The organism is Streptomyces sp. NPDC046860 (assembly GCF_040645115.1).
Lineage (GTDB): Bacteria > Actinomycetota > Actinomycetes > Streptomycetales > Streptomycetaceae > Streptomyces.
This window is the reverse complement of record NZ_JBEYXQ010000020.1, coordinates 78838-104421: the sequence shown is the minus strand read 5'-3', so window position 1 is coordinate 104421 and position 25584 is coordinate 78838. Positions and strand designations below refer to the sequence as shown.

Genomic DNA, 25584 nt, shown 5'->3' with positions numbered 1-25584 from the left:
TTGCCCCCGGAGAACAGGATCACCGGGTTCTCGAACTCCCCCGCCACCTCACGGAAGATGTGCACCGCCTCGGACTCCAGCGCGTCCAGATGCGACAGGGCGTACGGGGTCTCCTGGGCCGTGCTGCGGGTCGCGGCCTGTGTCATGCCAGTCCCCTTTCCTGGAGCAGCGTGTGGAGGGAGGCCGCCGACTCCGGCACGGTCTGGGTGTGCGACTCGATGCGCAGGTCGGGGCCGGCCGGTGTCTCGTAGGGGTCGTCCACCCCGGTCAGGCCGGTCAGCTCGCCCGCGGCCTGCCGGGCGTACAGACCCTTCACGTCCCGTTCGGCGCACACCTCGACCGGGGTCGCCACATGGACCTCCAGATAGGCGGTGCCGGAACGCTGATGGCGTGCGCGGACCCGGTCCCGGCTGTCGGCGTAGGGGGCGATGACGGGGACCAGGGCGACGATGCCGTTGCGCGCCAGGGTCTCGGCGACCAGCCCGATGCGCTGGACGTTGGTGTCGCGGTCGGCGCGGGAGAAGCCGAGGCCGGCGGAGAGGAAGGAGCGGATCTCGTCCCCGTCGAGCACCTCCACCCGGCGTCCGGAGCCGCGCAGCCGTCCGGCCAGCTCGTGGGCGATGGTGGTCTTGCCCGCGCTGGGCAGGCCGGTCAGCCACACGGTCGCGCCGGGCCAGCAGGCGCAGTAGCCGTGGCTGGTGCGATGGCCGGGGGCGGGCGGGATGTCGGGGGTCGCGGACAGGGTGTCAGGCATGGCTGGTTTCCTTGTCGGATACGGACCTCGGGGCGCGGCGGCCGACGAAGCTCGCGGCGGAGCCCTCGTGGGGCAGTTGCAGCACGAGGGCGCCCAGCACGACGGTGGCCGCCGCGATCACGGCGTAGTACCACATGAAGTCGCCGGTGACGTTCTTCAGGAATCCGGCGGTGTAGTTGCCGACGATGCCGCCCAGGCCCTGGGTGACGTTGGTGACCCCGAAGATCACGGTGGCGGCGGCCCCGGAGGCGGACTTGGACACATAGGCCGGCACCAGTCCGTAGATCGGGTAGAAGGCCAGCGCGAAGAGGACGCCGGAGACCATGGGCACGTACCCGACGGGGGCCAGGACGAGCAGCAGCGCCGAGGTGAAGAACATGCCGTAGCAGAGCAGCATCGAGCGGCGTACGCCGATGCGGTCGGAGAGCCAGCCGACGGCGAACCCGGCGCCCATGCCGATGACGGCGATGGTGCCCCAGACCTGGGCGGCGAAGTGGATGTCGAAGCCGAGTCCTTCGCGCAGGTAGGGCGAGAGGTAGTTCTGGAACGGCATGCAGGCGAACCCGTTGAGGAACTTGATGATCCAGACGATGACCACCCAGCGGACCAGCACCATGCGCCAGCCGGCCCGCGCGCTGGTGGTGTCGGCTGCGGCGTCCTCGTGTTCCGCTGCCTGGTCCTCGGCCTGATTGTCGGCCTGGTTCTCGGCGGGGCTGTAGAACAGGCCGTACCGCTTGAAGGCGTAGGCGGCGACCGCCGTGACGGCCAGGGTGCCCAGGCCCACGCAGTACCACAGGCCGCGCCAGTTGCCGGAGCCGACGAAGGACGGCACGAGGAGGCTGTTGACGAAGACGCCGTAGCTGGTGCCGCTGGAGATCAGCCCGAGCACCTTGCCGCGGTGCCGGTAGTCGACGACCCGGCCGACGATCTCCACCAGCGGGACGTACACGGAGGCGGCCGTGCCGCCGAGGACGGTCAGCAGGACGCCGATGAGCACGATGCTGTCCGTCATCGGGATGAGGACGAGGCAGAGTCCGCACAGCACGGCCGAGCCGATGGTGACGGTGCCTCCGCCGAGCCGGGTCGACACCCAGGTGCCCAGCAGCGCGAACGCGAGGAAGCCCAGCTGGCCGGCGGCGGTGACCGTGCCGACCACGGTGTAGCCGAAGCCAAGGTCCTCGCGCATGTCGGTGACGATCTGCGCGAACAGGTAGAACCCGAAGCCGTAGGTCGCGGCCACGAAGCTGGTGAGCAGGATGGTGATGACGAACGCGGCGACGGTGCGGTTCCGCTCCGGCCGCCGCCGTGGTTCGGTGACGGTGCTCGTCACGTCGTTCTCCTTACGCCTTGTCACGCCTTGCGGGCGACGTGGATCAGGAAGTCGGCCTCGTCGAGGTCGAAGTCCTGCTTGAAGTCGCCGAAGTCCTGGACCGATTCGAAGCCGGTGTCGCGCAGCAGACCGTCCAGTTCGGCCGAGAGGATCGGGTAGACCTCCAGGTGGTGCACGTCGCCGTCGGGGAAGTCGTAGCGGAAGCGGCACAGCCGGTCGTCGGCGTGGTCGACCGAGACGCTGACGCCGCTGCCGCAGTAGTAGTAGTTGCCGCTGCTCGTGTAGCGCTGCCGGCGCACGGAGTCGAAGTTGCGGTGGTCGACGATGAAGATCCCGCCGGGCTTCAGGGCCGCGTAGAACTGGGCGAGCACGGCCCTGCGGTCCTCCTCGTCGAACAGGTGCGGGAAGGAGCTGCCCAGGCAGACCACCGCGTCGTAGGTGCCCTCCAGGCGTCCGGACAGCTCGCGCCAGTCGGAGCACAGCACGGGGAAGTCGTGGCCGTGGGCGGCGGCGTTGCGCCGGGTCCGCTCGACCATCGCCGCGCTGCCGTCGACGGCGGTCACGTCGAAGCCGTGGGCGGCGAGCATCACCGAGTGGTAGCCGGTGCCCGCGGCCGTGTCGAGGACGCGGTGGGCCTCGGCGCCGCCCAGGATCTCGACGAAGAAGCCCTGTTCGCCGTCGCGGCGCCGGTTCCAGTCGATGAGGTCGTCCCAGCGGTCGACGAGGGACGCGCCGTACTGTGCGGCGCCCTCCTGAACCGGGTGGATCGTCCGTGCTGTGGTCATGGGATGTCTCCAGGGGCGGGGTCGGGTCCGGGCTCGGGGCGGGGGCGTCAGACGCCGTGCCGGGCGGCGAACGCGGCGTATTTCGCGCCGAGTTCACGCGCCCATTCGGCGGACTCGTCGAGCTTCATGCTGGGGCAGTCGTAGCCGAGCAGGCGTCGCATGACGGCCATCTCGCGCTCGGCGAAGTGCACGGTCCCGTCGTCGTCGATCCGGTCGATGCCGTCGGCGCGCTGGCAGTCCTCGTTGAGGGCGACGGCGGTGGCCTCGTCGAGGTGGGCGGGCAGGTCGAGGACGGCGCCGTGCCGGTACACCCGCACCGGGTAGCCGCCGGGAAGTCCGCCGGGGGCCGGGGCGTGGGCGCGTACGCCGCTGTCGGTGGCCAGGCCGTGCACGACGCGCACCACGGAGGAGGCGGTGAGGAGCTGGCCCTCGATGCCGCCGATCCGCTTGAGCGGGCCGTCCAGCAGGCGGAACAGCTCGCCGTGGTCGATGGGCTGGGCCGCGCCGCCGGTCAGCCGGACGTCCAGGTCGTAGGCGCCCCGGCCGGCGTCGCCGAAGCGGGGCACGTAGTGGCTGAAGTAGTGCTGGCTGGTGAGCCGCACCTCCACGTCGCCGGGGTCGGCGTCGAGCAGCATGGCGGCGCCGTGCGTGAGGGCCGGCACGATGTTGGCGACGTTGCCGGCACCCACCGTCGGGGCGAGTCCCACCCGCTGGAGCACGGGGCCCACGGCGTCGGGGAAGGCCGCGTTGACGACCTTGGCGCCGGTGCCCGAGGCGTGCACCGCGCGCATCAGGAGGTGGTTGAGGGTGAGGTGCATCGGCAGCCAGGGGCCGAACTGGGCCTCGTCCAGCTCCTCGAAGACCGGCCCCGGCAGCTGGGTGATCACCCGCCAGGACTGGAGGGAGGCGCCCATGACGATGATGTCGGGGCGTACCTCGGCGAGGGTGGCGCTCGTCGCGTCCACGTCCCACAGGTCCAGGGCGACGGCCTGCGGGGGCGTGGGCGGCCGGCTGATGTTGGTGGCGGTGAAGCGGGCCAGGTTGGCCCGCCGGCGCAGCGCCTCGGGGTCGCGGCCGGCGAGCACCACGCGGTCGGTGGCGGGGTCGGCCAGCAGCATGTTGAGGACCCTCGCCGACAGGTCGCCCACGCCGACGAGCATGATGAGGGGCTTGGTCGTCACGGTGTCTCCTTCCTTGGCCCTTGGGGGGCCGGTCAGCGGGGGTAGCAGCCGTTGTCGGAGCGCAGGAGCGCGCCGGTGAGGGTGCGCGAGGCGTCGGAGAGCAGGTAGACGCAGACGTCGGCGACGTACTCGGGGCGGATGTCGCCGTCGAGCTGCTCCTGGCGCTTGTACTCGGCGTAGCGGTAGTCGGGTATGCGGTCCGCGATGGCCGTGTCGACGATGAGGCCGGGCGAGACCACGTTGACCCGGATGTACGGGGCGAAGTTCATGGCGTTGGACTTGGTCAGGCCGATGACCCCGGCCTTGACGGTGCCGTACAGGGCGTCGGAGCTGCCGACCTCGCCCGCGACGGAGGCCAGGTTGACGATGGAGCCGCGCCGCTTCTCGGGCAGCAGATGGCCGGCGAAGCGGCGGGAGAGCCAGACGGGTCCCTTGACGTTGACCGCGATGACCCGCTCGATGGTGGCGTCGTCGTACTCCCACACGGGCTGCCCGAGGTAGAGACCGGCGTTGTTGACCAGGCCGTCCACCTCGGGGTGGGCGGCGATGACGTCGTCCATGAAGGCGTCGCAGTCCTCGTGCGAGGCCACGTCCCGTACGTGCGTCTCCAGCGGGCGGCCGGCGTGTTCGGCGGCCAGGTCCTTCAGGCCGGCCTCGTCTATGTCGCAGGTCACCACGGTGTGCCCGGCGTCGAGCAGGCGGGCCACGAGGGCCTTGCCGACACCGCTCGCGCCGCCGGTGACGATGATCGTGCGGGTCTCGGGGGTGAGGGCGTCGGTCGTCATGCCACGGTCTCCTTCTCCGGCTGGAGCCGGTACTGGTCGATGTGGTCGTAGAACGGCTTGCAGTACTGGACGAACTCGCGCAGGTGGGGCGCTTCCTCGTAGCTCACGCGGTACTTGCGGGCGGGGGCGCCGATGCCGGTGCTGGCCGCGACGTCGGTGTGCCAGCCGCTCCAGGTGGCCCACTCGCCGCGTTCTCCGCTGGACCAGCGCAGGGCCTCGGGCCGGAAGGGCACGCCGATGGCCGCGCAGTAGGCGGCGAGGGTGCCCTCGGGGTCGGCGGCGAGGTCCGCGGCGTTGATGACGACCGGGGTCTCGCCGGTCAGTTCGCGCACCGCGTCGAAGAGCCGGGCCAGCGGCTCGTAGCCGAGGACCTCACGGGTGACCCCGGGGTGGACGGTGGCGTGCGAGAGCACGGCCTCCTCCGGGTCGCGCACCAGGAAGGTGTGCGTCTGGCCGCGCAGGTACGCGGGGTCGGCGAGCAGGTGGTCGAGGCAGTGGTAGGGGAAGTCCTTGTGGAACACGGGGCGTTCGGCGCGCGCGTCCTCCATCATCCGCCGCACGTCCGGATAGGTGAGCGGGTGGCCGTCCTGCGGGTTCTTGTGCGGGATGGCGGCCCGCTCCTCGTGCATGAAGAAGACGTAGGCGAACTCCTCGTGGAAGACGGTGAAGTCGCCGCGTTCGATGAAGGAGCGTTCGACGGCCGTGGACAGGGAGCGCGGGTGGCTCCACAGTGCGATCGACGGGTGCACGGGCTCCTGCCTCCTGGACAGACGTGGACGGGACGGCGCCGGGCGCGCGGTCACCGGGGGTGGCCGGACAGGCTGAGCGGGCGGGCCCGGCTGGAGAGGGCCTGGAAGCGGCGGGCGACGAAGTCCAGCAGGCGCCGGGTGTTGCCGAGGACCTCGGCGTAGGTGGCGGTGAACGCGCCGTAGTGCGCGAACTGGTCGCTGGACATGCCGTCGGTGAGGTAGCCGCGCTGGAAGGAGGGCAGCCACATCAGCTTGTCCATGACCTGCTCGGGCACGTCGGCGTGGATCGCCTCGGCGTCCAGGCGGGGCAGCTCCGCCTCGCGCCGTACGACGTCCGCGACGAACTGCGGCTTGCAGGTGTAGGCGACGGAGCCGCCGGCGCTGTGCTCCAGGTGCATGCTGAGGCCGCCGAAGCCCTGGGCCGGGTCGTCGGCCTCCAGGCTGGAGAGCAGCGGCTTGACCGGGTGGCCGTGCTCGGCGATGAGCCGGTGGATGCGTTTGAGGACGGCGATCTCGCCCCAGCGCAGGTCCGTGGCCGTCAGTTCGACGTCGCGGGCCGCCGCCTCGTGGAGCAGGTCGGTGTTGGCGCCGAACCGGCCGATCATGTGCGTGAAGACCGCGCGCCAGCGGGTGGTGTCCACGCCGCGGCGCGCCGCGTCCCGCAGTCCGCCGTTCACGGCGTCGACGCAGGCGAGGAACTGCGGGACGGTGTAGGAGAGCGTGTTGTTGACGGAGATGCCGTGGCCGACCAGGGTCCGGATGGTCTGGTAGCCGGCGGCCGAGCCGGGCACCTTCACCATCAGGTTGGGCGCGATCCGCGCGATCCTCAGGCCCTGTTCGGTCATGGCCCCGGCGTGGAACATCAGGCGCGGGTCGAGCTGCCCGGAGACCCATCCGTAACGGCCGCCGGTCGCCTCCCACATGGGGCGCATGGCGCGGGCCGCGCGGCGCAGCGCCTCCTCGTAGACCAGGTGGAAGGTGTGGTCGAGGTCGGGCAGCGGCTGGTCGCGCACCGTCCGGTCGATCCACTCCTCCCACGGCCGGGGGGTGGCCAGCACGCTCCGCGCGACGAGCGAGGGGTTGGTGGTGACGCCGCGCACGAGCGAGACGTCGGGGTCGTCGGGACACAGGAAGGTGTGCAGCTGGCCTTCCCAGCGTTCGCGGGACGCCCGGTCCGGGGCGCCGGCGAGGAACCGGTCCCGCCAGCCGCCGAAGTCCAGCGGCGAGGAGTCCCACCAGATCTCGGCGGCCGGGCTGAGACGCTGTATCTCTTCTAGGACGATCGACATCGTGAGCAGTACCTTCCGATCCGCTTCCCCGCGGGGAAGCTGACGGGCACGGTGAGCGGGTCCGCACCGCCCGGCGGGCGGGCCTCAGGCGGCGGGGGCCGGCGGTGTCGGGGCGAGCCGGTGTCCGAGCAGGGCGGGCAGCCGCGCCATGGAGGTGAAGACGGTCGCCCCGGCCCCGGCCAGCTCGGCGGCGGTGCCGCTGCCGGGCGGGGCGTAGCCGAAGACGGTCATCCGGGCGGAGACCGCCGCCTGCACGCCGACCAGGGAGTCCTCCACCACGGCGCAGTGGTGTGCCGGGGTGCCGAGGTGGTGCGCGGCGTGCAGGAAGAGGTCCGGCTCCGGTTTCCAGGAGCCCACCTCGTAGGCGCTGAAGACGCGGCCCTCGAAGTAGGGCAGCAGGCCCGTGACGGACAGGGTGTGGGTGATCTTCTCCCGGGGGGCGCTGGAGGCGGTGCAGTAGGGCAGGGACAGGCCGGCCAGCAGCTCGTGCACGCCGGGTACCGGCAGCAGTCCGTCCGTGAACGCGTCCAGGGTGCGTCGGCGGAACGCGGCGATGAACTCCTCGCCCAGGGGGCGTCCGAGGCGTTCGCCGAGCTCCTGGACCCAGAGGGCCACCTTGCGTCCGCGCAGCAGGGTGAGCGCCTCGGCGGAGGTGAGTGTCAGTTCGGGTGCGGTCATGGTGCGCAGGACTTCGGCGCTGAGCGTCTCGCTGTCGACCAGCACGCCGTCGCAGTCGAAAATGACCAGTCGCTGTTCCATGACTTCAGCACAGCAGCCGGTCCTTACGATCGGCTGACGCTCCGCTACCCGCCCCGCAGAGCGGCCGATATCACCCCGGACCGCCATGAAGCGGCCAGCATTGACGGAGTCCCGGCCGACCGGCCGTGCACAGTACGCGGCCGGCGCGTGACGTTCCTACGGTGAAGAAGGCGGGACCTCCCGCGGCTCCCCCGTCCTTCATACGAGAGGAACGTGCATGAAGTTCGGAGTTCTCGGCCCGCTCACCGCCGACCTCGACACAGCGACTCCCCCGGGAGCCTCCGGGCAGGGCACGGACCGATTGCCGTCGGCCCCCAAGACCCGGCAGCTCATCGCCCTGCTGGTGCTGAACGAGGGCTCCCTGGTGACGCTGAACACCTGCGTGCAGGAGCTGTGGGGGGAGGACGCCCCGCGCAGCGCCGTACAGAGCCTGCACACAAGGGTGTTCCGCATCCGCCAGGCGCTGGCCGCGCTGCCGGGCATCGGGACCACCGACGCCGCCAAGCGGGTCCTGGAGACCCACCACCAGGGCTATGTCCTCAACCTGTCCGCCGGGGCCCTCGACGTGCACACCCTGGACGAGCAGCTCGCCCAGGCGCGCGGCGCGCGGGCCGGTGACGACGCGCGGGAGATCTCGTACGCGCTGCGCGGCGCCCTGCGGCTGTGGCGCGGCGCGACCCTGGCCGACGTGGAGATGGGCATACATCTCCAGGCCCACGTCACGCGCCTGGAGGGCATCCGGATGACGGCCCTGGAGCAGTGCCTGGACGCGGAGCTGCGCCTGGGCATGCACCACCAGCTCATCTCCGAACTGGGGGACCTGGTCTCCCGGTTCCCCACCCACGAGAACCTGCACGCCCAGTACATGCTGGCCCTCTACCGGTCCGGCCGCACCGCCCAGGCCCTCGACGTGTACCAGGGGCTCAACCGCCGGCTGGTCGGCGAACTCGGCATCGAGCCGTCCCACAAGTTGCGCAGCCTGCAGACCGCGGTGCTCGCGGAGGACCGCGCGCTGGACGTCGTCGCGCCGCGCGGCCTGCGGCTCTCGCTGGACCTGGTGGCGGGACGGTGACCACGTCGACGTCCGCGGCGCCCGCCGCCGTACGCCCCGACGCACGGACCGTGCGCCGCTTCCAGACCCGCATCGCCGTGTGCGCGGGCGGCGGCGAGGTCTGCGACGGCTGGGTGCTCGGCGTCGTGGGCACCGCGCTGCCGCTGGCCCGTGACGACCTGGCACTCGGCACGACCGCCACCGGCCTGGTCGGCGCGTCCTCCCTGCTCGGCATCTTCCTCGGCGGCCTCGCCTTCGGCCGGCTCACCGACCGCGTCGGCCGTCAGCGCATGTACCTCGTCGACCTCCTGGTCTTCGTGTTCGGCTCGCTCCTGCAGCTGACCGTCGGCTCGGGCACCGAACTCTTCCTGGTCCGGCTGGTGATGGGCATGGCGGTCGGCGCCGACTACGCCATCGCCGGGGCTCTGGTCGCGGAGTTCGCGCCGCCCGACCGCCGGGGGCGCCTGCTCGGCTCACTCATCGCCTACTGGTACGTGGGCTATGTGCTGGCCACCCTGACCGGTCTGGCCATGGCGGCCGGCCTGGAGGGGCCGCACGTCTGGCGGTGGGTCCTCGCCACCAGCGCGATCCCGTCCGTGGTGGTGCTGCTGGCCCGGCTCGGCACCCCCGAGTCGCCCCGCTGGCTCGCCGCCCGGGGGCGCCACCGTGAGGCGGACGCCGTCTGCCGCCGGTGGCTCGGCTGCACCCTCGCGGAACTGGGGGACGACACGCGGCCCTCCCTCAACCGGCCCGGCCTGCTTTCCGCCGCCTACCGCGGCCGTGCCCTCTTCACCAGCACCTTCTGGCTGTGCCAGGTCACCCCGTTCTTCGCCATCTCCACGTTCGCGCCGCAGGTGCTGTCCTCGCTGGGGACGACCGGCGGCGCGACGGAGGTGGTCCTCAACGTCTTCCTCCTGCTGGGCTGTCTCTGCGGTGTACTGCTGCTGGACCGCGTCGGCCGCCGTCCGCTGCTCGTGGTCCCGTTCTTCGTGGCCACCGGCGCTCTGGCGGTGCTGGGCCTGGTCCCGCGCGGTCCGGCGCTGCTGACCGCCGTCTGCTTCGCCGCCTTCGCGCTGAGCCACGCGGCCGGCAGCACGCTCCAGGCGGTCTACCCGAGCGAGGTCTTCCCGACGGAGATCCGCGCCACCGGCATCGGTTTCGCCGCGGCGTGCAGCCGCGTCGGCGCTGCCGTCGGCACCTTCCTGGTGCCGTCCGCCCTGACGTCGTGGGGCGTGGGCGCGGTGATGCTGTGCGGCGCGGCGGTCTCGCTGTCCGGTGCGGCGGTCTCGCTGCGTGCCGCTCCCGAGACCAAGGGCCTCGACCTGGCCCGGACCGGCGCCCCTGGAGGGACGCCCACCTGATCCCGCCCCCCTTCCGATTCCCGTACGAGCGAAAGGCAGGAAACCGTGTCCCGTCGCCTCTTCACCTCCGAGTCGGTCACGGAGGGACACCCCGACAAGATCGCCGACCAGATCAGCGACACCATCCTCGACGCCCTGTTGGCCCAGGACCCCACGGCACGTGTCGCCGTGGAGACGATGCTCACCACCGGCCTGGTCCACGTGGCCGGCGAGGTCAGCACGAGCGCCTACGCGCCGATCGCCCAACTGGTCCGGGACAAGGTGCTGGAGATCGGCTACGACTCCTCGACCAAGGGCTTCGACGGAGCGTCCTGCGGGGTGTCGGTCGCGATCGGCGCCCAGTCCCCCGACATCGCCCAGGGCGTCGACACCGCCTACGAGTCCCGCATCGAGGGCGGCGACCACGATCTGGACCGGCAGGGCGCCGGCGACCAGGGCCTGATGTTCGGCTACGCCTCCGACGAGACGCCCGAGCTGATGCCGCTGCCCATCCACCTCGCCCACCGGCTCGCCCGCCGCCTCACCGAGGTCCGCAAGAACGGCACCCTCCCCTACCTGCGCCCCGACGGCAAGACGCAGGTCACCATCGAGTACGAGGGAAGCCGCCCGGTCCGGCTGGACACCGTGGTCGTCTCCTCCCAGCACGCCGCCGACGTGGACCTCGACACGCTGCTGACCCCCGATGTCCGCACCCATGTGGTGGACCACGTCCTCAAGGAGCTCGCCGAGTCCGGGCTCGCCCTGGCGACGGACGGGTACCGGCTGCTGGTCAACCCGACGGGCCGGTTCGAGGTCGGCGGGCCGATGGGCGACGCCGGACTGACCGGCCGGAAGATCATCATCGACACCTACGGCGGATACGCCCGCCACGGCGGGGGCGCCTTCTCCGGCAAGGACCCCTCCAAGGTCGACCGCTCCGCCGCCTACGCCATGCGCTGGGTCGCCAAGAACGTCGTCGCGGCGCGGCTCGCCCGGCGGTGCGAGGTCCAGGTCGCCTACGCCATCGGCAAGGCGGAGCCCGTCGGCCTGTTCGTGGAGACCTTCGGTACCGCCACCGTCGCGCAGAGCGCCATCGAGAAGGCGATCAGGGAGGTCTTCGACCTGCGCCCGGCCGCCGTCATCAGGGACCTGGACCTGTTGCGGCCCATCTACGCCCAGACCGCGGCCTACGGGCACTTCGGCCGTGAACTGCCCGACTTCACCTGGGAGCGCACCGACCGCGTCGACGCCCTGCGAGCCGCGGCGGGCGTCTGAGACCCGCCGCGCCGAACCGTCCACCGCCCCAGACCCGGGAGTCACACCGTGCGCATCGCCGTAACCGGTTCCATCGCCACCGATCACCTCGCCGTGTTCCCCGGCCGGTTCCGGGACCAGATCCTCGCCCAGGAGGTCGACCACATATCACTGTCCTTCCTGGTGGACGATCTGGAGGTGCGGCGCGGGGGTGTGGGGGCCAACATCGCCCTGGGCCTGGGGCGGCTGGGCGGGACCCCGCTGCTGGTGGGGGCGGTCGGCGCGGACTTCGCGGACCACGAGGTCCGGCTCAAGGAGCACGGCGTCGACACCGCCGCCGTGCACGTCTCCGCCACCCGGCACACGGCCCGCTTCATGTGCACCACGGACACCGACCAGAACCAGATCGCCGTCTTCTACGCCGGGGCGATGGCGGAGGCCGCCGACATCGACCTTCTCGAACTCGCGCGCCGGCACGGCCCCTTCGGGCTCGTGCACATCGGCCCCGACGCACCCGAGGCCATGCTGCGCCACACCCGCGCGTGCCGCGCGGGCGGCGTCCCGTTCGCCGCGGACCCCTCACAGCAACTGGCCCGGCTCACCGACGGCGAGGTACGCGAACTCGTCGACGGCGCCGCGTACTTGTTCACCAACGAGTACGAGGCCGCCCTGCTCGTGGAACGCACCGGCTGGTCGCACGACGAGGTGCTGACCCGGACCGGCACCTGGCTCACCACCCTCGGCGGCGCGGGCGTCCGCGTCGAGCGGGCCGGGGAGCCTCCGGTCCGTCACCCCGCCGTGCCGGCCCGTCACGCCGTCGACCCCACCGGCGTCGGTGACGCCTTCCGGGCGGGTTACCTCGCCGCCGTCGGCTGGGGCGTGAGCCCGGAAGCCGCCGCCGCGCTGGGCTGCGGCCTCGCGACCCTCGTGCTGGAGGCCAAGGGACCGCAGGAGTACGAGATCGACGCCGTCGGCCTCCTCGGCAGGATCGCCGCCGCCTACGGCGACTCCGTGGCGCTGTCGCTCGCACCCCGTCTGACCCGGGTCCGCGCCGGATGAGAACGGGAGGAACGATGTCGCCGAAGCCGTCCGATCCCGGCCGGGCCCTTCCCCGCGCCCCGCACGACGGCGGGGCGCTGCGGGCCCTGTCCGCGGAGGGCGTCGCGCTCTGGCTCGACGGGGTGAGCCGGCGTCACCTCCTCGACGGCACCCTGCGGGCCTGGGTACACGGGGGCCTGGTCAGCGGCGCGGTGCTGTCGCTCAGTGCGATGACGGACGAACTGCGCCGGGCCGGGAGTTCGTACCAGCCGCAGGTGGACGCCCTGGCGGAGGGCGGCTGGGCGCCGGAGCGCGTCGCGCGGGAACTGCTGCGCACCGACGCCCGCTGGGCGTGCCGGGTGCTCGCCCCCGTGCACGCCAGGGCGGGCGGTCTGGACGGCTGGGTGCGCACCGACGGCGCGGACGGCTCCGCCTCGGAGGCCCTGGGACTCGCCGCGGACGTGGGCCGGCGCAACCTCCTCGTCGACGTGGCGGCGACCGGAAGCGGGCTCGACGTCCTGCGGGTCTGCGCCCGGGAGGGCGTGGGGACCTCCGCGACCCGGGTCTGTTCCGAGGAGCGGTTCGCCGAGGTGCTGGACGCGCACCTGAGCGGGCTGGAGGACGCGGTGCGCGCGGGCCGCGACCCGGCCCGCTCGGTCTGCGTGCCGTGTGTGGCGGTGGGCGAGGTCGACGCGGCCGTGGACGACGCGCTGGCTCGCGCGCCGGGGGGACGTCCGGTACCGGGACGCGCGGGCCTCGCGCTCGCCCGTGCGGTCCACGCCCGTCTCGACGGACGGCTGGGCGGCGAGCGCTGGCGCGCCCTGCGCTCCGCCGGTGCGCTGCCGCACCGCCTCGCCTGGCAGACGTCGACACCGGCGCAGGTGCGGGGCATCGTGGGCTGGCGGACCGCTCATGTCGTCTCTCCGGAGACCGTCGTCCGGACCGCGCTCGGGCCGGTGCCCCTCGGCGACAGCCTCGCGTCCCGCGCGCCGGACGCCCGGCGCGACCTCAACGCGCTGCGCCGTCAGGGCATCCACCTCGGCTGCCTGGCGGAGACCCTGACCCGGCGCGCGCAGCGGGCCCACGACCGTGAACGGGCCGCCTACCTGGAGGCCGTACGGGACCGGATGCCCCGGCGCCGGACGCGCCCCTCAATCACTCCTCGGCGCTGATCTCGATGAGGACGTGCCGTACGGCGCACTCGCCCTCCTGGACCGTCCGCCCGGCCAGGGTCCGCAGGGCGCGGCCCTGTTCGGCGGCGATGCGGGTCAGCACGTCGAGCTGGCCTCGGTCGCAGAAGTGCAGCAGCGCCCGGCCGACCGGGGTCAGGTGGCGCACGGCCTCCGTGAGGTAGCGGCGGTGGGCGCGGTAGCCCGGGTCGACGTAGGCGCGCTCGTGGTCGCTGTGGAAGACGTACTCCTCGGGCGCCAGGACGTAGTTCGAGCTCCAGAAGATCCGGTCGAAGCGGCGTCCGGCGAAGGGGGCGAGGAGGTCTCCGTGCACCGCTTCCAGCCGGTCCTCGACGCCGTGCCGGACCGCGTTGAGCGCGGTGTTGCGCACGGCGTGCTCGTTGACGTCGACGGCGGACACCCGGTGTCCCGCCAGCGCCGCCTGGACGGCGATGACCCCGGCGCCCGATCCGACCTCCAGGAAGGCGGGCGCGTCGGGGGCGAGCGGCACGGGCGTGCCCGAGGGCGCGGCGGAGTCCAGGCCGAGCAGTTCGAGCGCGGTGCGGGTGGACGGCGAGTAGGGCGGCGCGAAGACGTGGTCGAGCAGGTCCCAGCGGCGGCCGAGCATGGTGAACTCGCGTGGCCGGTCCGGGCGGTGCAGGGAGAGCCGGCTGCGTTCCAGCGACTTCTCGTAGCTGCGCATCTCCCCCGTGTCCCCCGCCGCGCCGGCGCGGCGGGCGTCGGTCAGGACCGTGGCGGGTGATGTGGCGGTGTCGTCGTGAGCGGTGCTGCCCATCGGCATCCTCGTCCTTCCTGGAGCGGGCCCTGGTGCAGGCGTGTGGCGCGGACACCTCGTGGTGTCCCCACCGTTCCACCCTCACCGCCGGGGCGACGCGTCCGGAAGGGAGTCCGGCAACACTTCCGGGCCGCTGACCGGTGGCCGGACCACCTCCCCCGCGATGTGACCTGCGCCACATCCCGTGGCATTCCCTGATCCGAGGGGCAGGCGCAGGGGGACCGAGCCGGGTCGCGCGACACGGTGCCGGAAACCGGGGGAGAGGCAGACGGATGGTCGACGGCGGACGACGCCCGGCGGCGGTGAGCGCCTCGGGCGTGGCACTGGACCTGCTCGAACTCCTCGCCGCGGAGGCTTCGCCGGACCGGATGAGCGATCTCGTGCGGCGGGCGGCGTCCGACACGGACGCCTCGACGGCCGCGGAACTGGACCGCGCACGCGAACTCGCCCTGCACGTCCACTCGTTGTTCGCCCGGCGTCAGCAGCGGGAGGCCGAGCTGGCGGCACTGATCGACACCGCGCGTGATCTCACCGCCCCGCACAAGCTGGACACCCTGCTCAAGATGATCGTCCGGCGCACCCGCATGCTCTTCGGCGTCGACATGTCCTACATCAGCTTCCGCGACCGGGACAGCGGCGAGGGCTATGTGCGCACCTCCGACGGCCACGCCTCCGCGCTCACCCTCGGGTACCGGGTGCCGGGCGACGCCGGGCTCGGCTGGGAGGCCGACGTGGGCGGTGTGCCGATCTGGTCGCCGGACTACCTGGCGGACGAGCGGATGCGGCACTCCCCCGTGCTGGACGACATCGTGCGTTCGGAGGGGCTGCGCGGCATCATCGCCTCACCGCTCACCCACGGCAGCGAGACCTTCGGCACGCTGTACGCCGCCGACCGCAACGTGCGTCACTTCAGCATCAGCGACGTCTCGCTCATGACCTCGCTCAGCGACCTCGCGGCGGTGGCGATCGAGAAGGCCCGCACGCTGGAACAGCGCGCCTCCTACCTCGCCGAACTGGGCGAGTTCCGCCGCTTCGGGCGGCTGCACACCCGGCTGACCGACCTGGCGCTGCGCGGCGCCGGGCTCCATGAGGTGCTCACCGCGGCCGCGTCGGCCCTCGACTGCGCGCTGGAGGTGCGCGACGTGGACAAGCGGCGGATCGGCGCCGCCGGGGACCCCCCGGAGGTGGCCGAGGAGCAGGTACGGCGTGCGCTGGGCGAGTCCTACCGCGGCGGGCAGGACGGCCCCGTGCCGGTGCGGTCCGCGGCGCCGGACGGTTCCGCGTACCCGGAACTCTGGGTCATCCCGCTGACCGCCGGGGACGAGGAACTGGCCGTACTGCTGATGCACGCGAGGTGGCCGCTGGACGACACCGCCCGCTGGAAGGGGCAGTTGGTGGCACAGCCGCTGGCGGTGCTGCTGCGGATGCAGCGCGGGGAGGAGGCCATCGCCAGCCCCTTCCGCGACGAGCTGTTCGAGGACCTGCTGGCGGCGACCGGGCGCCCGGTGGAGCAACTCGCCCATCGCGCGGCCCGATTAGGGCTCGTCACCTCTCGGCCCATGATGGTGCTGGTCAGCCGGCCGGAGGGTGGCAGCCTGGGCCGGGCGGCCAGTTGGGCCGCGGCGTACGCCCGCCGGACGGGCGGCCTGCGGAGCATCAGGGACGGGTGCGTCTCCCTGCTGCTGCCGCTCAGCGGGCAACTCGGTGAGCGGGACGACGGTTGGTGCGCCCGACGCGTCAGGGACGACATGACGGGCGCGCTCGGCCATCCGGTCACGGTGGGAGCGAGCGGCCGCATCACCGGTCTGGGCGAGGTGCGCGACGCGCACCGGGAGGCGACACGGTGTCTGGACGCGCTGCTCGCCCTGGACCGGGCGGGCAGCGCGGCGGCCGCCGGGGACCTGGGCTTTCTCGGGCTGCTGCTCTGCGACGCGCCGGACGCGGCCTCGTTCGTCGCCGCGACGATCGGCCCGCTGCTGGAGTACGACCGGCTGCGCCTGACGGAGCTGACCCGGACGCTCGAGGAGTACTTCGCCGCGGGCGGCAGCCCGAGCGTCGCGGCGGAGGCCCTGCACGTGCACGCCAACACGGTGTACCGGCGCCTCGACCGCGTCGCCGAGGTCCTCGGTCCCGGCTGGTCGGACCCCGACCGGGCGCTCGATCTCCAACTGGCCCTGCGGCTGCACCGCACCCGCCGGGCCCTGCGGTCGGGCCCCGAGATCCCCGCACCGGACGTGTTCGGCCCGGTGGTCCGGACGGCCGCCCAGCAGGCGGCCGGCGAGCGCTGAAGCCGCCCGGGGCTCCTCAGGCGGCGCACACGGCGGGCCGCCGCACCCCGGCCCGGTCCCCCGCCAGTTCCTGGACCGCGTACGCGCACGAGGCCAGCGTCATGTGGCGGTGCCAGCCCGCCAGCGACCGTCCCTCGTAGTCCGCCAGTCCCACCGCCGCGCCGCGTGTGCGCCAGCCGCCGCCCACGCGTCCGGGGAGCCGGACCAGGGCGCCGAGCACGGCGGGCCGCTCGGCGGGCAGGCCGCTGAGCCAGACCTCCTCCGGCCGGCCGCCGACGTGCCCGCCCGGCCACACCCCGACCGCCGTGGACGGCCCCGGTCCTCCCGAGGCCAGGGCGGCGGGCACCGTGGCCACCGCCCCGTCCGACGCGGAACGGATGCCCGCCGAGGCGAACACCTGGCCCGCCGGAGCGACCTGCGCGCGGCCCCGGACCGGCCGCCGCTTCACGGCCACCCGCACCTCGGGGTCGACGCGGACCGTCAGGGGACACCGGGCCCAGGGCTGCCGGGCGGGATCGGCCACCGGCAGCGCCCCCGGGTCGACGACCACGGGCCGCCCGCCCTCGGTCCAGTCGGCGACCTCGGTGACCAGTTCGGAGACCGCGGCCGCCCGTTCGGCCTCGCCACCGCCCGGCACCAGCCGCCAGCTGACCGGGACGACCGATCCCGCGGTGGCGAACCAGGAGCCGAAGGCCAGTTGTCCGACCAGCAGCCGTTCCCGCTCCGGGGAGTAGTGCCGGGTCACCCCCGCGCTGCGGTCACCGGTCTTGGGGATGGACACGGGTCCCACCACCCAGGCCCCGGCCCCCTCTCCGGCCCGCGAGGTGACGGCCTGGGCCAGCGCCCGGCGTATCGGGCCCCAGCGCCAGGCCCCGCGGGACACGAACCTGCGCAGCCGCTGCTCGTCCTCGGGGCCGCCCACGGCCGCGGCGATGTTCGCCACGGTCTTGCGTCCGTCGACCCCCAGCAGGCCGTCCATGTACTGGCGGGCCCGGACCCGGTGGGTCGCACCGCTGAACCCCGCGAACAGGGACGCGTACAGCTCGGTCATGTCCGTCATGCCTCCCGACTCTTCCCGCCGCGCCCCGGCCGCACGAGGGAAGCCCGTCACCCGAGTTCGGCGGCGGGGAGTGCGCGCACCACCATGGCCGCCGCGGCCGCCCCGGCGGCGGGGCCGGCCGGGGCGCGGAGGGTGGTGGCGGGCCACCACCACCCCGAGGGGGGCCGCGCCCTTGGCCACCGGACCCGCTAGCATCCCGCCGCATGAACGACGACGTGCGCAACATCGTCCTGGGCGTCATAGCCGCGGGAGTCAGTGCCGTGATCGGCTGGGCGGCCCGTACCTATCTGTGGCGGCGCAAGCTGCGGCGGAAGCAGGTGTTCTTCGGGCTGCCGGACAACTCGGAGTCGCTGTTCGTCGTGAACCGGGACCCGGCGGCCACCGAGCCGGCGGTGCACCGCTTCGACGTGTTCGCGCTGCTGGAGCTGTCGGCGCTGATCAAGGACTGCGGGGCGCATCTTCAGCTGGTGACGCAGGACGTGCCGCACCAGGGCTTCGGGGAGCGCACCGAGTTCTGTGTGGGCGGGCCGGCGTCCAACCGCCGGATGCTGGCGCACATGTCGGCGATGCTGCCGGGGGTGCGGATGAACACGGAGAAGGAGAAGGGGCCGAACCGGGGCGCGTTCCGGGTGGGCGGGGAGACGTACCGGATGGAGCCCGGCACGACCGAGTACGTGCTGCTGGCGAAGGTCTCGGCGGGCCGGCAGACGCGGCCGGTGTTCCTGTTCTGCGGGCAGCGGGCCATCACCAATCAGGCCGCGACCCGTTATCTGGCCCGTAATCACGAGCGGTTGGCCCGCAAGCACGGGTCCGGGTCGTTCGTGCTGCTGCTGAAGGTGGTCAACTCCCAGGCGTACGGCCCCGACCTGGTGGAACTGGTCGCCGATGTGACGCGGGCGGCGCAGGCGCCGTTCCCGGAGACCGAGGAGACGCCGGCCGCGGCGACACCCGCCTCCTAGAGCGCAACGGCCTCCACCGATTGTTACCCGTACGTAACTTACCCACGGGTTACTTGAGGTAAGAACAACCCACTACTGTCGGGTCACTTTCGCACTGGCACGCGTCAGGAGTGACCATGGCCCCCACCCGTAAACCCCTGCGCACCTGCGCCGTCGGCGCCCTCTCGGCGGCGTTGGTCGCCGGGACGGTCGTCGCGCTGGCTCCCGCGGCCCAGGCGGCCCCCGCCGTGCGGTTCGTCGACATTCCCGGCGACGGGGGCACCGTACTGAAGGCGAACGTCGTCACCCCTGCGGGCTCCGGCAGCCATCCGCTCCTGGTGCTGCCGACGAGCTGGGGCTTCCCGCAGGTCGAGTACCTCGCCCAGGCCCGCAGGCTCGCCGACTCCGGCTATGTGGTGCTCTCCTACAACGTGCGCGGCTTCTGGCAGTCCGGCGGCCGGATCGAGGTGGCCGGGCCGCCCGACATGGCGGACGCCTCCAAGGTGATCGACTGGGCGCTGGCCAACACGCCCGCCGACCCGGAGCGCATCGGCATGGCGGGGGTCTCCTACGGCGCCGGGATCAGCCTGCTCGCCGCCGCCCACGATCGGCGGATCAGGGCCGTGGCGGCGCTCAGCGGCTGGGCCGACCTGATCGGCTCGATCTACTCCGGCCGCACCCAGCACGTCCAGGCGGGCGCCCTGCTGGACGGCGCGGGCAGCCTCACCGGACGCGAGAGCCCGGAACTGCGGAAGATCTTCGACAGCTTCTACGCCTCCGACCTCTCCGACGAGCAGGGTCTGATCGACTGGGGCGAGCGGCGTTCCGCCCTCACCTATCTGGACCGGCTCAACGCCGGCAAGCCGGCCGTCATGCTCGCCAACGCCTGGAGCGACTCGGTCTTCCCGGCCAACCAGTACGCCGGTTTCTACGAGAAGCTGGCCGGACCCAAGCGGCTGCAGCTGCGCCCCGGCGACCACGCCACCCCCGAGCTGACCGGCCTGTTCGGGCTGCCCAACGACGTGTGGGAGGACACCGGCCGCTGGTTCGACCACTATCTGCGGGGCGTGGACAACGGCGTCGACCGCGAGCAGCCGGTCCAGCTCCGCTCACGCGGCGGGGGCGGATACGAGGGCTACCCGGACTGGAAGTCGGTCGCCGCCACCGACCGCAAGATCGCGCTGACGGGCAGCACCACGATCCACGCCAACGTCGACTCCGGCGCGGACGGCGGGATCGTCCTGCTCTCCGGCCTCCTGGACCAGGTCACCAAGCTGCCCCCGATGGCCTCCGTCCCGCTGCTCCCGCGCCGCTGGGCGGCCGTCTGGCAGTCGGAGCGGTACGCGGCCCCGCAGCGGGTCCGCGGCACCGCCAGGCTGCACACCACACTCACCCCGACCGCGGAGAGCGGCACGTTCGTCGCCTACCTGTACGACGTGGGCCCGCTCGGCATCGGCAAGCTGGTCACCCACGCGCCCCTGACCTGGCACGGGCGCACCCCCGGCGAGCCGTTCGGGGTGGATCTGGACCTGTTCTCCACGGCCTACGACGTCCCGGCCGGGCACCGGCTGGCCCTGGTGGCCGACACGGTCGATCCGCTCTACGTCGAGCACAACCCGTCCGGCGCGCGGCTGACCTTCTCCTCGCCCGGGGACGACCCGTCGTACGTGTCGGTCCCCCTGCGCGAGCAGTGATCTCCGGCCGCCGCCGGACGAGCATGGCCCGTGTGAACCGCCGCCTTCGTCACGGCTTCGGAGCCGTGGGTGGCTCCCCACCCGGCAGCGGCGCCCCAGGGCCGGGCGCGGCGACAGCCACGGCCTCGGTCTTGGGACTGCGCTGCTCCCGGCGGGACACCCACACGGCGAACCACGAGAGCAGCATGCACATCCCGATGTAGATCGGCGAGATCACCATCACCACGGGGATGAACGGCAAATCGTAGTCGAGGTTCGAGGCGATGAGCTTCCCGGCATGGAGGAACTCCTCGTAGGTGATGAGGAAGCCCAGCGAGGTGTCCTTCAGCGCGACGACCAACTGGCTGATGATCGCGGGCAACATGGCGCGCACCGCCTGCGGTACGAGGACGTAGGACATGACCTGCGTCTTCCGCATGCCGAGCGCGAACGCGGCCTCTCCCTGGCCGCGTTCGACGGAGTTCACGCCGGAGCGGAAGACCTCGGCGAGGACCGAGCCGTTGTAGAGGGTCAGTCCGGCGACGAGGGCGGGCAGCGGCTGCACCTTGAGCGCCACGAAGATGAAGAAGATCATCACCAGGACGGGCATCGCGCGGAAGAACTCCACGACGAGCGTGGACACCCAGCGCACCGGGGCGTGGTCGGAGAGCCGTCCGGCGGCGAGCACCCCGCCGAGCGCGAGGGAGAGCACGGCGGCCATGCCGAAGGCCTTGAGCGTGTTGCCGAGCCCGCGCAGCAGCAGTTCCTGGATGCCCTTGTACTCGAACGGCGTCCATTTGGCGGCGGTGAACTGGCCGGTGGAGAAGAGGAGGTAGAGGACCCAGGCGAGCAGGCCCAGCAGGACGGCGGTGGACAGCACCGCGTAGAGGCCGTGGCGCCTTCTGGTGCTGGGGCCGGGGACGTCGTAGAGCGCGGTCTGGGCCGTCATCGGGCCACTCCCCACTTGCGTTCCAGCAGGTTGAACAGGGCGCTGATGGCGAGTGTGATGATCAGGTAGCCGACGGCGATCCAGACGAAGGTCCAGATGATGTTGTAGCCCAGCTCGCTCAACGTCTTGTAGGTGCCCAGCAGTTCGGTGACGCTGAAGGCGCCCGCGATGGCGGAGTTCTTGGCCAGCGCGATCAGGGTGGAGCCGACGGGCGGGATCACCGAGCGGAACGCCTGCGGCAGTACGACCACGCTGAGCGTCTGGGAGAAGGTCATGCCGAGACTGCGGGCGGCCTCGCCCTGGCCCCGGGGGACGGTGTTGATGCCGGAGCGGAGCGCCTCGCAGATGAACGCGGAGGTGTAGCAGCCCAGCGCCAGGACGGCGAACGCCTGGAAGGGCAGGACGAGCCCGAACCGGGGCAGGCCGAGCAGCACCGCGAAGAACAGCAGGGTGAGCGGGGTGTTGCGCAGCACGGTCACCCACACCGTGCCGAAGACGCGCAGCGAGGCGACCGGCGCGACCCGGAAGGACGCCATCAGGAAGCCGAGCGCGAGGGCCAGCAGGGAGGCGTAGACGGTCAGTTCGACCGTGCCGAGGAATCCCTCGGCGTAGACGGCGAAGTTGTCTGTCAGTACGTTCATGGCGTCCTTCCGTCAGCTCGCCGGGTAGCGGTCGATCGGCGGGGGCTTCGGTGCGGGCACGCCGGACAGGCCGAGCGTGGCGTCGTACGCCTTCTTCCAGTCGCCGTCCTTCTCGCGGGCGGCGAGGGCGTCGTCGAGGGCGAAGCGCAGGGCGTTGTCGCTCCGCGGGACGCCGATGCCGTACGGCTCCTCGGAGAACGGCTTGCCGACGACCTTGAGTTCGTCGGGGGCCTTGGCGGCGTAGCCGATGAGGATGGCGTCGTCGGTGGTGACGGCGTCGACCTGGTAGGTCAGGAGGTTGTCGACGCAGACCGAGTAGGTGTCGTAGGCGACGAGGATGGCCTTCGGGTAGTCCTCCTTGATGCGCTGGTAGGGCGTGGAGCCGGCCGCGGAGCAGACGCGTTTGCCGGCGAGGTCCTGGGGGCCGTTGATGTCGTCGGTGTCCTTGCGGACGAGCAGGGACTGGCCGGCCATGTAGTAGGGGCCGGCGAAGCCGACGAGCTTCTTGCGGTTGGGGTTGATGGTGTAGGTGCCGACGTAGTAGTCGATCTGGCCGTTCTGCAGGGCCGTCTCGCGGTTGGCGGAGGCGATGGTGCGGAAGCGCACGCTGTCGCCGGGGAAGCCGAGGGAGGCGGAGAGCATCTTGGCGATCTCGATGTCGAAGCCGGAGTACCGGCCCGTCGCGGGGTCCTTCTCGCCGAGGTAGGGCTGGTCCTCCTTGGCGCCGACGACGAAGTGGCCGCGCTTCTTGGCGCGGACCCAGGTCGGGGAGCCGGGCAGGCTGAAGTCACGGTCCACCGAGTAGTGCGGGAGCTGGTCGGGGGCGGGGCCCTTGGTGGGCGGGCTGCCGTCCTTGCCGCAGGCGGCGGCGAGGACGGCGAGCGGGGCGAGGAGCAGGGCGAGGGCGCGGGACGCGCGGGTGTGGCGGAACATGGGTCGCACTCCCCCGGTCAGTGCTTGAGGATCTTGGAGAGGAAGTCCTTGGCGCGTTCGCTGCGCGGGTCGGTGAAGAACTCCTCGGGGGTGCGGTCCTCCACGATGCGGCCGTCGGCCATGAAGACGACGCGGTTGGCGGCGGAGCGGGCGAAGCCCATCTCATGGGTGACGACGATCATGGTCATGCCCTCCCGGGCGAGCTGCTGCATGACCTCCAGCACCTCGTTGATCATCTCGGGGTCGAGCGCGGAGGTGGGCTCGTCGAAGAGCAGGGCCTTGGGGTCCATGGCGAGGGCGCGGGCGATGGCCACGCGCTGCTGCTGGCCGCCGGAGAGCTGCGCGGGGTACTTGTCGGCGTGCGCCGACAGGCCGACCCGGTCCAGGAGTTCACGGGAGCGGCGGTCGGCGTCGGCCTTCTTGCGGCCGCGCACCTTGGTCTGCGCGAGCGAGACGTTCTCCAGGACCGTCTTGTGGGCGAAGAGGTTGAACGACTGGAAGACCATGCCCACTTCGGCCCGGAGCCGGGCCAGCGCCCGGCCCTCCTCGGGGAGCGGCTGCCCGTCGAGCGTGATGCTGCCGGACTCGATGGTCTCCAGCCGGTTGATGGCCCGGCACAGCGTCGACTTCCCCGACCCGGAGGGGCCGATGACCACGACCACCTCCCCCTTGCCGACGGTCAGGTCGATGTCCTGCAGGACATGCAGCTCCCCGAAGTGTTTGTTGACGTCACGCAGTTCGATCAACGGATCGACGGCCATCCGCAGCCCTACTCACTCTCAGCCGAGTCGTAGTGGCCGAAACTATCCAGACCGTGCCGGACCGCGCGGACGACACGCACCCCGGGGCATTAGCCGTATTTAAGCCTCAGTTGTCCGACGGGCGGGGGTGCCGCCCGGGTGCCGGGGTCAGGTCTCGGCGATCTCCGCGTAGGACTGGGACAGTTCGGGAAGGCCGCTCGCGGCCCACTGGCGGCCCGGTTCGGTGACCTCCACCTCGCGGCCGGAGGCGAGGCGCAGGACGGGTTCTCCGCCCGGTCTGATGCGCCAGGCGGCGCCGGGGACCGTGCGGACGACGACGGTGCCGAGGTAGAGGCCGGCGTCGTTGCCGAGCCAGGGCAGGATCTCGGGGTCGTCGCGCCAGCGTGGGACGAGCTGGTCGAGGGCCTCCAGGGAGGCCGGGGAGTCGTCCAGGCGGACGCCCGCCCGGGCCGCCTGGGAGCGCAGCAGCTCGCACTCGGAGAGCAGCGCGGCGATGGCCTCGGGGTCGGCCGGGAGCGCCGCGTCACCGCTCTTGCCGCGCCGGTGGCCCAGGAACGGGATGTTCATGGGCCAAGCCTGGCATCACACGTCGAGGTCGACCACCACCGGCGCGTGATCGGAGGCGCCCTTGCCCTTGCGCTCCTCGCGGTCGACGTAGGCGTCCTTGACCGCCGAGGCGAACGGGGTGTTGCCGTACACCAGGTCGATGCGCATGCCGCGGTTCTTGGGGAAGCAGAGCTGGCGGTAGTCCCAGTACGTGTAGGGGTGGTCGTACTTCAGCGGGCGGGGCACCACGTCGCTCAGGCCGGTCCCGCGCAGGGACTCCAGCGCGGCGCGCTCGGCGGGGGTGACGTGGGTGGCGCCCTCGAAGGCGGCGCGGTCGTAGACGTCGTCGTCGGCCGGGGCGATGTTGTAGTCGCCGAGGACGGCGAAGGGGCGGCCGCCCGCCGCGTCACCGGCGACGGCGGCCTGCAGCGCCTGGAGCCACTGGAGCTTGTACGCGTAGTGCGGGTGGTCGACCTCGCGGCCGTTGGGGACGTACACCGACCAGACGCGGACCGGGCCGCAGGTGGCCGAGACGGCGCGGGGCTCCTGGGCGCCGTCGTAGCCGGGGTCGCCGGGCAGGCCCTTGACCACGTCCCGCAGCCCCACGCGGGAGAGCACCGCCACGCCGTTCCACCGGCCGGTGGCGTGGACCGCCGACTCGTAGCCCAGCTCGCGCAGGGCCTCGACGGGGAACTGCTCCTCGGCGACCTTGGCCTCCTGGAGGCAGAGCACGTCGGTGCCGCTGCTCTCCAGCCAGGCGAGCAGCCGCGGGAGGCGGGCGGTGATCGAGTTCACGTTCCAGGTGGCGATGCGCATGCCCTCAAACCTACCCGCCGGGTACGACAGCCCGGTCTCACAGCTCGGCGGCCGCCCCGGGCGCCAGGCGCAGGTGCTCGGCGCCGGCGAGGGCACCGATCTGGCGGTCGTAGATCGGGCGGGCCAGGTCGGTGAGGAGGGCGTCGTGGATGTCGTAGGCCCGGCGCGGCCGCACCTCGCGGACGTACTCGATCACCTCGGAGATCTTGTTCCACGGTGCCATCACCGGCAGCATCAGGGTCTCCACCGGCCGGTCGGGGACGGTGAGGGCGTCACCGGGGTGGAAGACCTTGCCGCCGTCGATCAGGTAGCCGACGTTGGTGATGCGCGGGATGTCCGGGTGGATCACGGCGTGCAGCTCGCCGTGGACCTGGACCTCGAAGCCGGCGGCGGTGAAGGTGTCCCCGTGGCCGACGGTGTGCACGCGGCCGGGGAAGGCCGCCTTGAGCTGGTCCGCGACCGATCTCAGGGTCCAGATCTCGGCGGCCGGGTCGGCCTCCAGCGCGGTGCGCAGCCGCCCCTCGTCGAAGTGGTCGGGGTGTTCGTGGGTGACGAGGACGGCGTCGGCGCCGAGCGCCGCGTCCGTCTCGCTGAACCCGCCGGGGTCGATGACGAGCGTCCGGCCGTCCTTCTCCAGGCGGACACAGGAGTGGGACTTCTTGGTGAACTTCATGGCTCCCCGTCCTCCCGGTTCGGCTG

General features: G+C 72.4%; 25 protein-coding genes and 1 pseudogene. 8 read left to right on the top strand and 18 right to left on the bottom strand.

From position 1 onward, the window contains the following. The 9 genes and pseudogenes from ABZ898_RS24830 to ABZ898_RS24790 all read right to left on the bottom strand — a co-directional run. Positions 1-146, bottom strand: a pseudogene (locus tag ABZ898_RS24830) (sulfate adenylyltransferase small subunit); the annotation flags it as partial. After that, positions 143-754 carry an adenylyl-sulfate kinase gene (cysC, locus tag ABZ898_RS24825; RefSeq protein WP_361662920.1) on the bottom strand — a complete coding sequence of 204 codons (612 nt, stop codon included), beginning with the start codon at positions 752-754 and terminating at the stop codon, positions 143-145. The gene cysC and the pseudogene ABZ898_RS24830, both read right to left, overlap by 4 nt. Continuing rightward, positions 747-2084, bottom strand: coding sequence for an MFS transporter (locus tag ABZ898_RS24820; protein ID WP_361662917.1), 1338 nt, complete (start codon positions 2082-2084; stop codon positions 747-749). The genes cysC and ABZ898_RS24820 overlap by 8 nt, the downstream gene beginning before the upstream one ends. A 20-nt stretch (positions 2085-2104) precedes the next feature. Beyond that, the gene (locus ABZ898_RS24815; RefSeq protein ID WP_355196323.1) at positions 2105-2869 is read right to left on the bottom strand and encodes a class I SAM-dependent methyltransferase; all 765 of its coding nucleotides are present in this window, start codon (positions 2867-2869) and stop codon (positions 2105-2107) included. A gap of 47 nt (positions 2870-2916) precedes the next feature. After that, positions 2917-4050 (bottom strand): hypothetical protein, encoded by a 1134-nt coding sequence (locus tag ABZ898_RS24810; protein ID WP_361662914.1) that lies wholly within the window; start codon positions 4048-4050, stop codon positions 2917-2919. A gap of 32 nt (positions 4051-4082) precedes the next feature. Further along, a complete protein-coding gene (locus ABZ898_RS24805; protein WP_361662911.1) occupies positions 4083-4835 on the bottom strand; it encodes an SDR family oxidoreductase in 753 nt (250 codons plus the stop codon). Further along, entirely contained in the window at positions 4832-5584 is a 753-nt protein-coding gene (locus tag ABZ898_RS24800) for a hypothetical protein (RefSeq protein ID WP_361662909.1), read from the bottom strand. Before ABZ898_RS24800 ends, ABZ898_RS24805 begins: the two co-directional genes overlap by 4 nt. 50 nt (positions 5585-5634) lie before the next feature. Then, a complete protein-coding gene (locus tag ABZ898_RS24795) occupies positions 5635-6873 on the bottom strand; it encodes a transaldolase family protein (protein ID WP_361662906.1) in 1239 nt (412 codons plus the stop codon). A gap of 84 nt (positions 6874-6957) precedes the next feature. Further along, the gene (locus ABZ898_RS24790) at positions 6958-7632 is read right to left on the bottom strand and encodes an HAD family hydrolase (RefSeq protein WP_361662903.1); all 675 of its coding nucleotides are present in this window, start codon (positions 7630-7632) and stop codon (positions 6958-6960) included. A 217-nt stretch (positions 7633-7849) separates the two neighbouring features. Between ABZ898_RS24790 and ABZ898_RS24785 the strand changes: the two genes are divergently transcribed. The 5 genes from ABZ898_RS24785 to ABZ898_RS24765 are packed head-to-tail and all read left to right on the top strand — an operon-like array spanning position 7850 to position 13487. Then, positions 7850-8704 (top strand): AfsR/SARP family transcriptional regulator, encoded by an 855-nt coding sequence (locus tag ABZ898_RS24785; RefSeq protein WP_361662900.1) that lies wholly within the window; start codon positions 7850-7852, stop codon positions 8702-8704. After that, complete coding sequence (locus ABZ898_RS24780) at positions 8701-10044, top strand: MFS transporter (RefSeq protein WP_361662897.1); 1344 nt, start codon at positions 8701-8703, stop codon at positions 10042-10044. Before ABZ898_RS24785 ends, ABZ898_RS24780 begins: the two co-directional genes overlap by 4 nt. A 45-nt stretch (positions 10045-10089) precedes the next feature. Continuing rightward, positions 10090-11298, top strand: a complete 1209-nt coding sequence (gene metK / locus ABZ898_RS24775) for a methionine adenosyltransferase (protein WP_361662895.1) — start codon at positions 10090-10092, stop codon at positions 11296-11298. 48 nt (positions 11299-11346) lie between these two features. Next, complete coding sequence (locus ABZ898_RS24770; protein WP_361662893.1) at positions 11347-12336, top strand: carbohydrate kinase family protein; 990 nt, start codon at positions 11347-11349, stop codon at positions 12334-12336. A gap of 14 nt (positions 12337-12350) precedes the next feature. Further along, positions 12351-13487: a transaldolase family protein gene (locus ABZ898_RS24765; RefSeq protein ID WP_361662890.1), complete on the top strand. Its 1137-nt coding sequence runs from the start codon at positions 12351-12353 to the stop codon at positions 13485-13487. Here ABZ898_RS24765 and ABZ898_RS24760 read toward each other — a convergent pair. Then, on the bottom strand, positions 13471-14280 hold the full coding sequence (locus tag ABZ898_RS24760; RefSeq protein ID WP_361662887.1) for a methyltransferase domain-containing protein: 810 nt from the start codon (positions 14278-14280) through the stop codon (positions 13471-13473). The genes ABZ898_RS24765 and ABZ898_RS24760 overlap by 17 nt on opposite strands. Positions 14281-14552: 272 nt before the next feature. On the opposite strand from ABZ898_RS24760, the gene ABZ898_RS24755 reads away from it, so the two are divergent. Then, a complete protein-coding gene (locus ABZ898_RS24755; RefSeq protein ID WP_361662884.1) occupies positions 14553-16568 on the top strand; it encodes a helix-turn-helix domain-containing protein in 2016 nt (671 codons plus the stop codon). Between the two features lie 16 nt (positions 16569-16584). Here ABZ898_RS24755 and ABZ898_RS24750 read toward each other — a convergent pair whose 3' ends face one another. Further along, complete coding sequence (locus ABZ898_RS24750) at positions 16585-17628, bottom strand: transposase (RefSeq protein ID WP_361662882.1); 1044 nt, start codon at positions 17626-17628, stop codon at positions 16585-16587. A 203-nt stretch (positions 17629-17831) separates the two neighbouring features. On the opposite strand from ABZ898_RS24750, the gene ABZ898_RS24745 reads away from it, so the two are divergent. Beyond that, entirely contained in the window at positions 17832-18587 is a 756-nt protein-coding gene (locus ABZ898_RS24745) for a hypothetical protein (RefSeq protein WP_361662880.1), read from the top strand. Positions 18588-18703: 116 nt separating this feature from the next. Then, positions 18704-20260: an alpha/beta fold hydrolase gene (locus ABZ898_RS24740; RefSeq protein ID WP_361662877.1), complete on the top strand. Its 1557-nt coding sequence runs from the start codon at positions 18704-18706 to the stop codon at positions 20258-20260. A 49-nt stretch (positions 20261-20309) separates the two neighbouring features. On the opposite strand, the gene ABZ898_RS24735 is transcribed toward ABZ898_RS24740, so the two are convergent. The 7 genes from ABZ898_RS24735 to ABZ898_RS24705 form a co-directional block, all read right to left on the bottom strand. Beyond that, complete coding sequence (locus ABZ898_RS24735; RefSeq protein WP_361662874.1) at positions 20310-21188, bottom strand: amino acid ABC transporter permease; 879 nt, start codon at positions 21186-21188, stop codon at positions 20310-20312. After that, positions 21185-21829 (bottom strand): amino acid ABC transporter permease, encoded by a 645-nt coding sequence (locus ABZ898_RS24730; RefSeq protein ID WP_161148463.1) that lies wholly within the window; start codon positions 21827-21829, stop codon positions 21185-21187. The genes ABZ898_RS24735 and ABZ898_RS24730 overlap by 4 nt, the downstream gene beginning before the upstream one ends. Positions 21830-21841: 12 nt before the next feature. Then, positions 21842-22762 carry a glutamate ABC transporter substrate-binding protein gene (locus tag ABZ898_RS24725; protein WP_361662870.1) on the bottom strand — a complete coding sequence of 307 codons (921 nt, stop codon included), beginning with the start codon at positions 22760-22762 and terminating at the stop codon, positions 21842-21844. A gap of 17 nt (positions 22763-22779) precedes the next feature. Beyond that, on the bottom strand, positions 22780-23523 hold the full coding sequence (locus tag ABZ898_RS24720) for an amino acid ABC transporter ATP-binding protein (protein ID WP_361662867.1): 744 nt from the start codon (positions 23521-23523) through the stop codon (positions 22780-22782). A gap of 147 nt (positions 23524-23670) precedes the next feature. After that, positions 23671-24090: a DUF6278 family protein gene (locus tag ABZ898_RS24715; protein ID WP_361662864.1), complete on the bottom strand. Its 420-nt coding sequence runs from the start codon at positions 24088-24090 to the stop codon at positions 23671-23673. Between the two features lie 15 nt (positions 24091-24105). Next, positions 24106-24885 (bottom strand): exodeoxyribonuclease III, encoded by a 780-nt coding sequence (locus ABZ898_RS24710; protein WP_361662861.1) that lies wholly within the window; start codon positions 24883-24885, stop codon positions 24106-24108. 37 nt (positions 24886-24922) lie between these two features. Next, entirely contained in the window at positions 24923-25558 is a 636-nt protein-coding gene (locus ABZ898_RS24705) for an MBL fold metallo-hydrolase (protein WP_361662858.1), read from the bottom strand. Between the last annotated feature and the right edge of the window lie 26 nt (positions 25559-25584).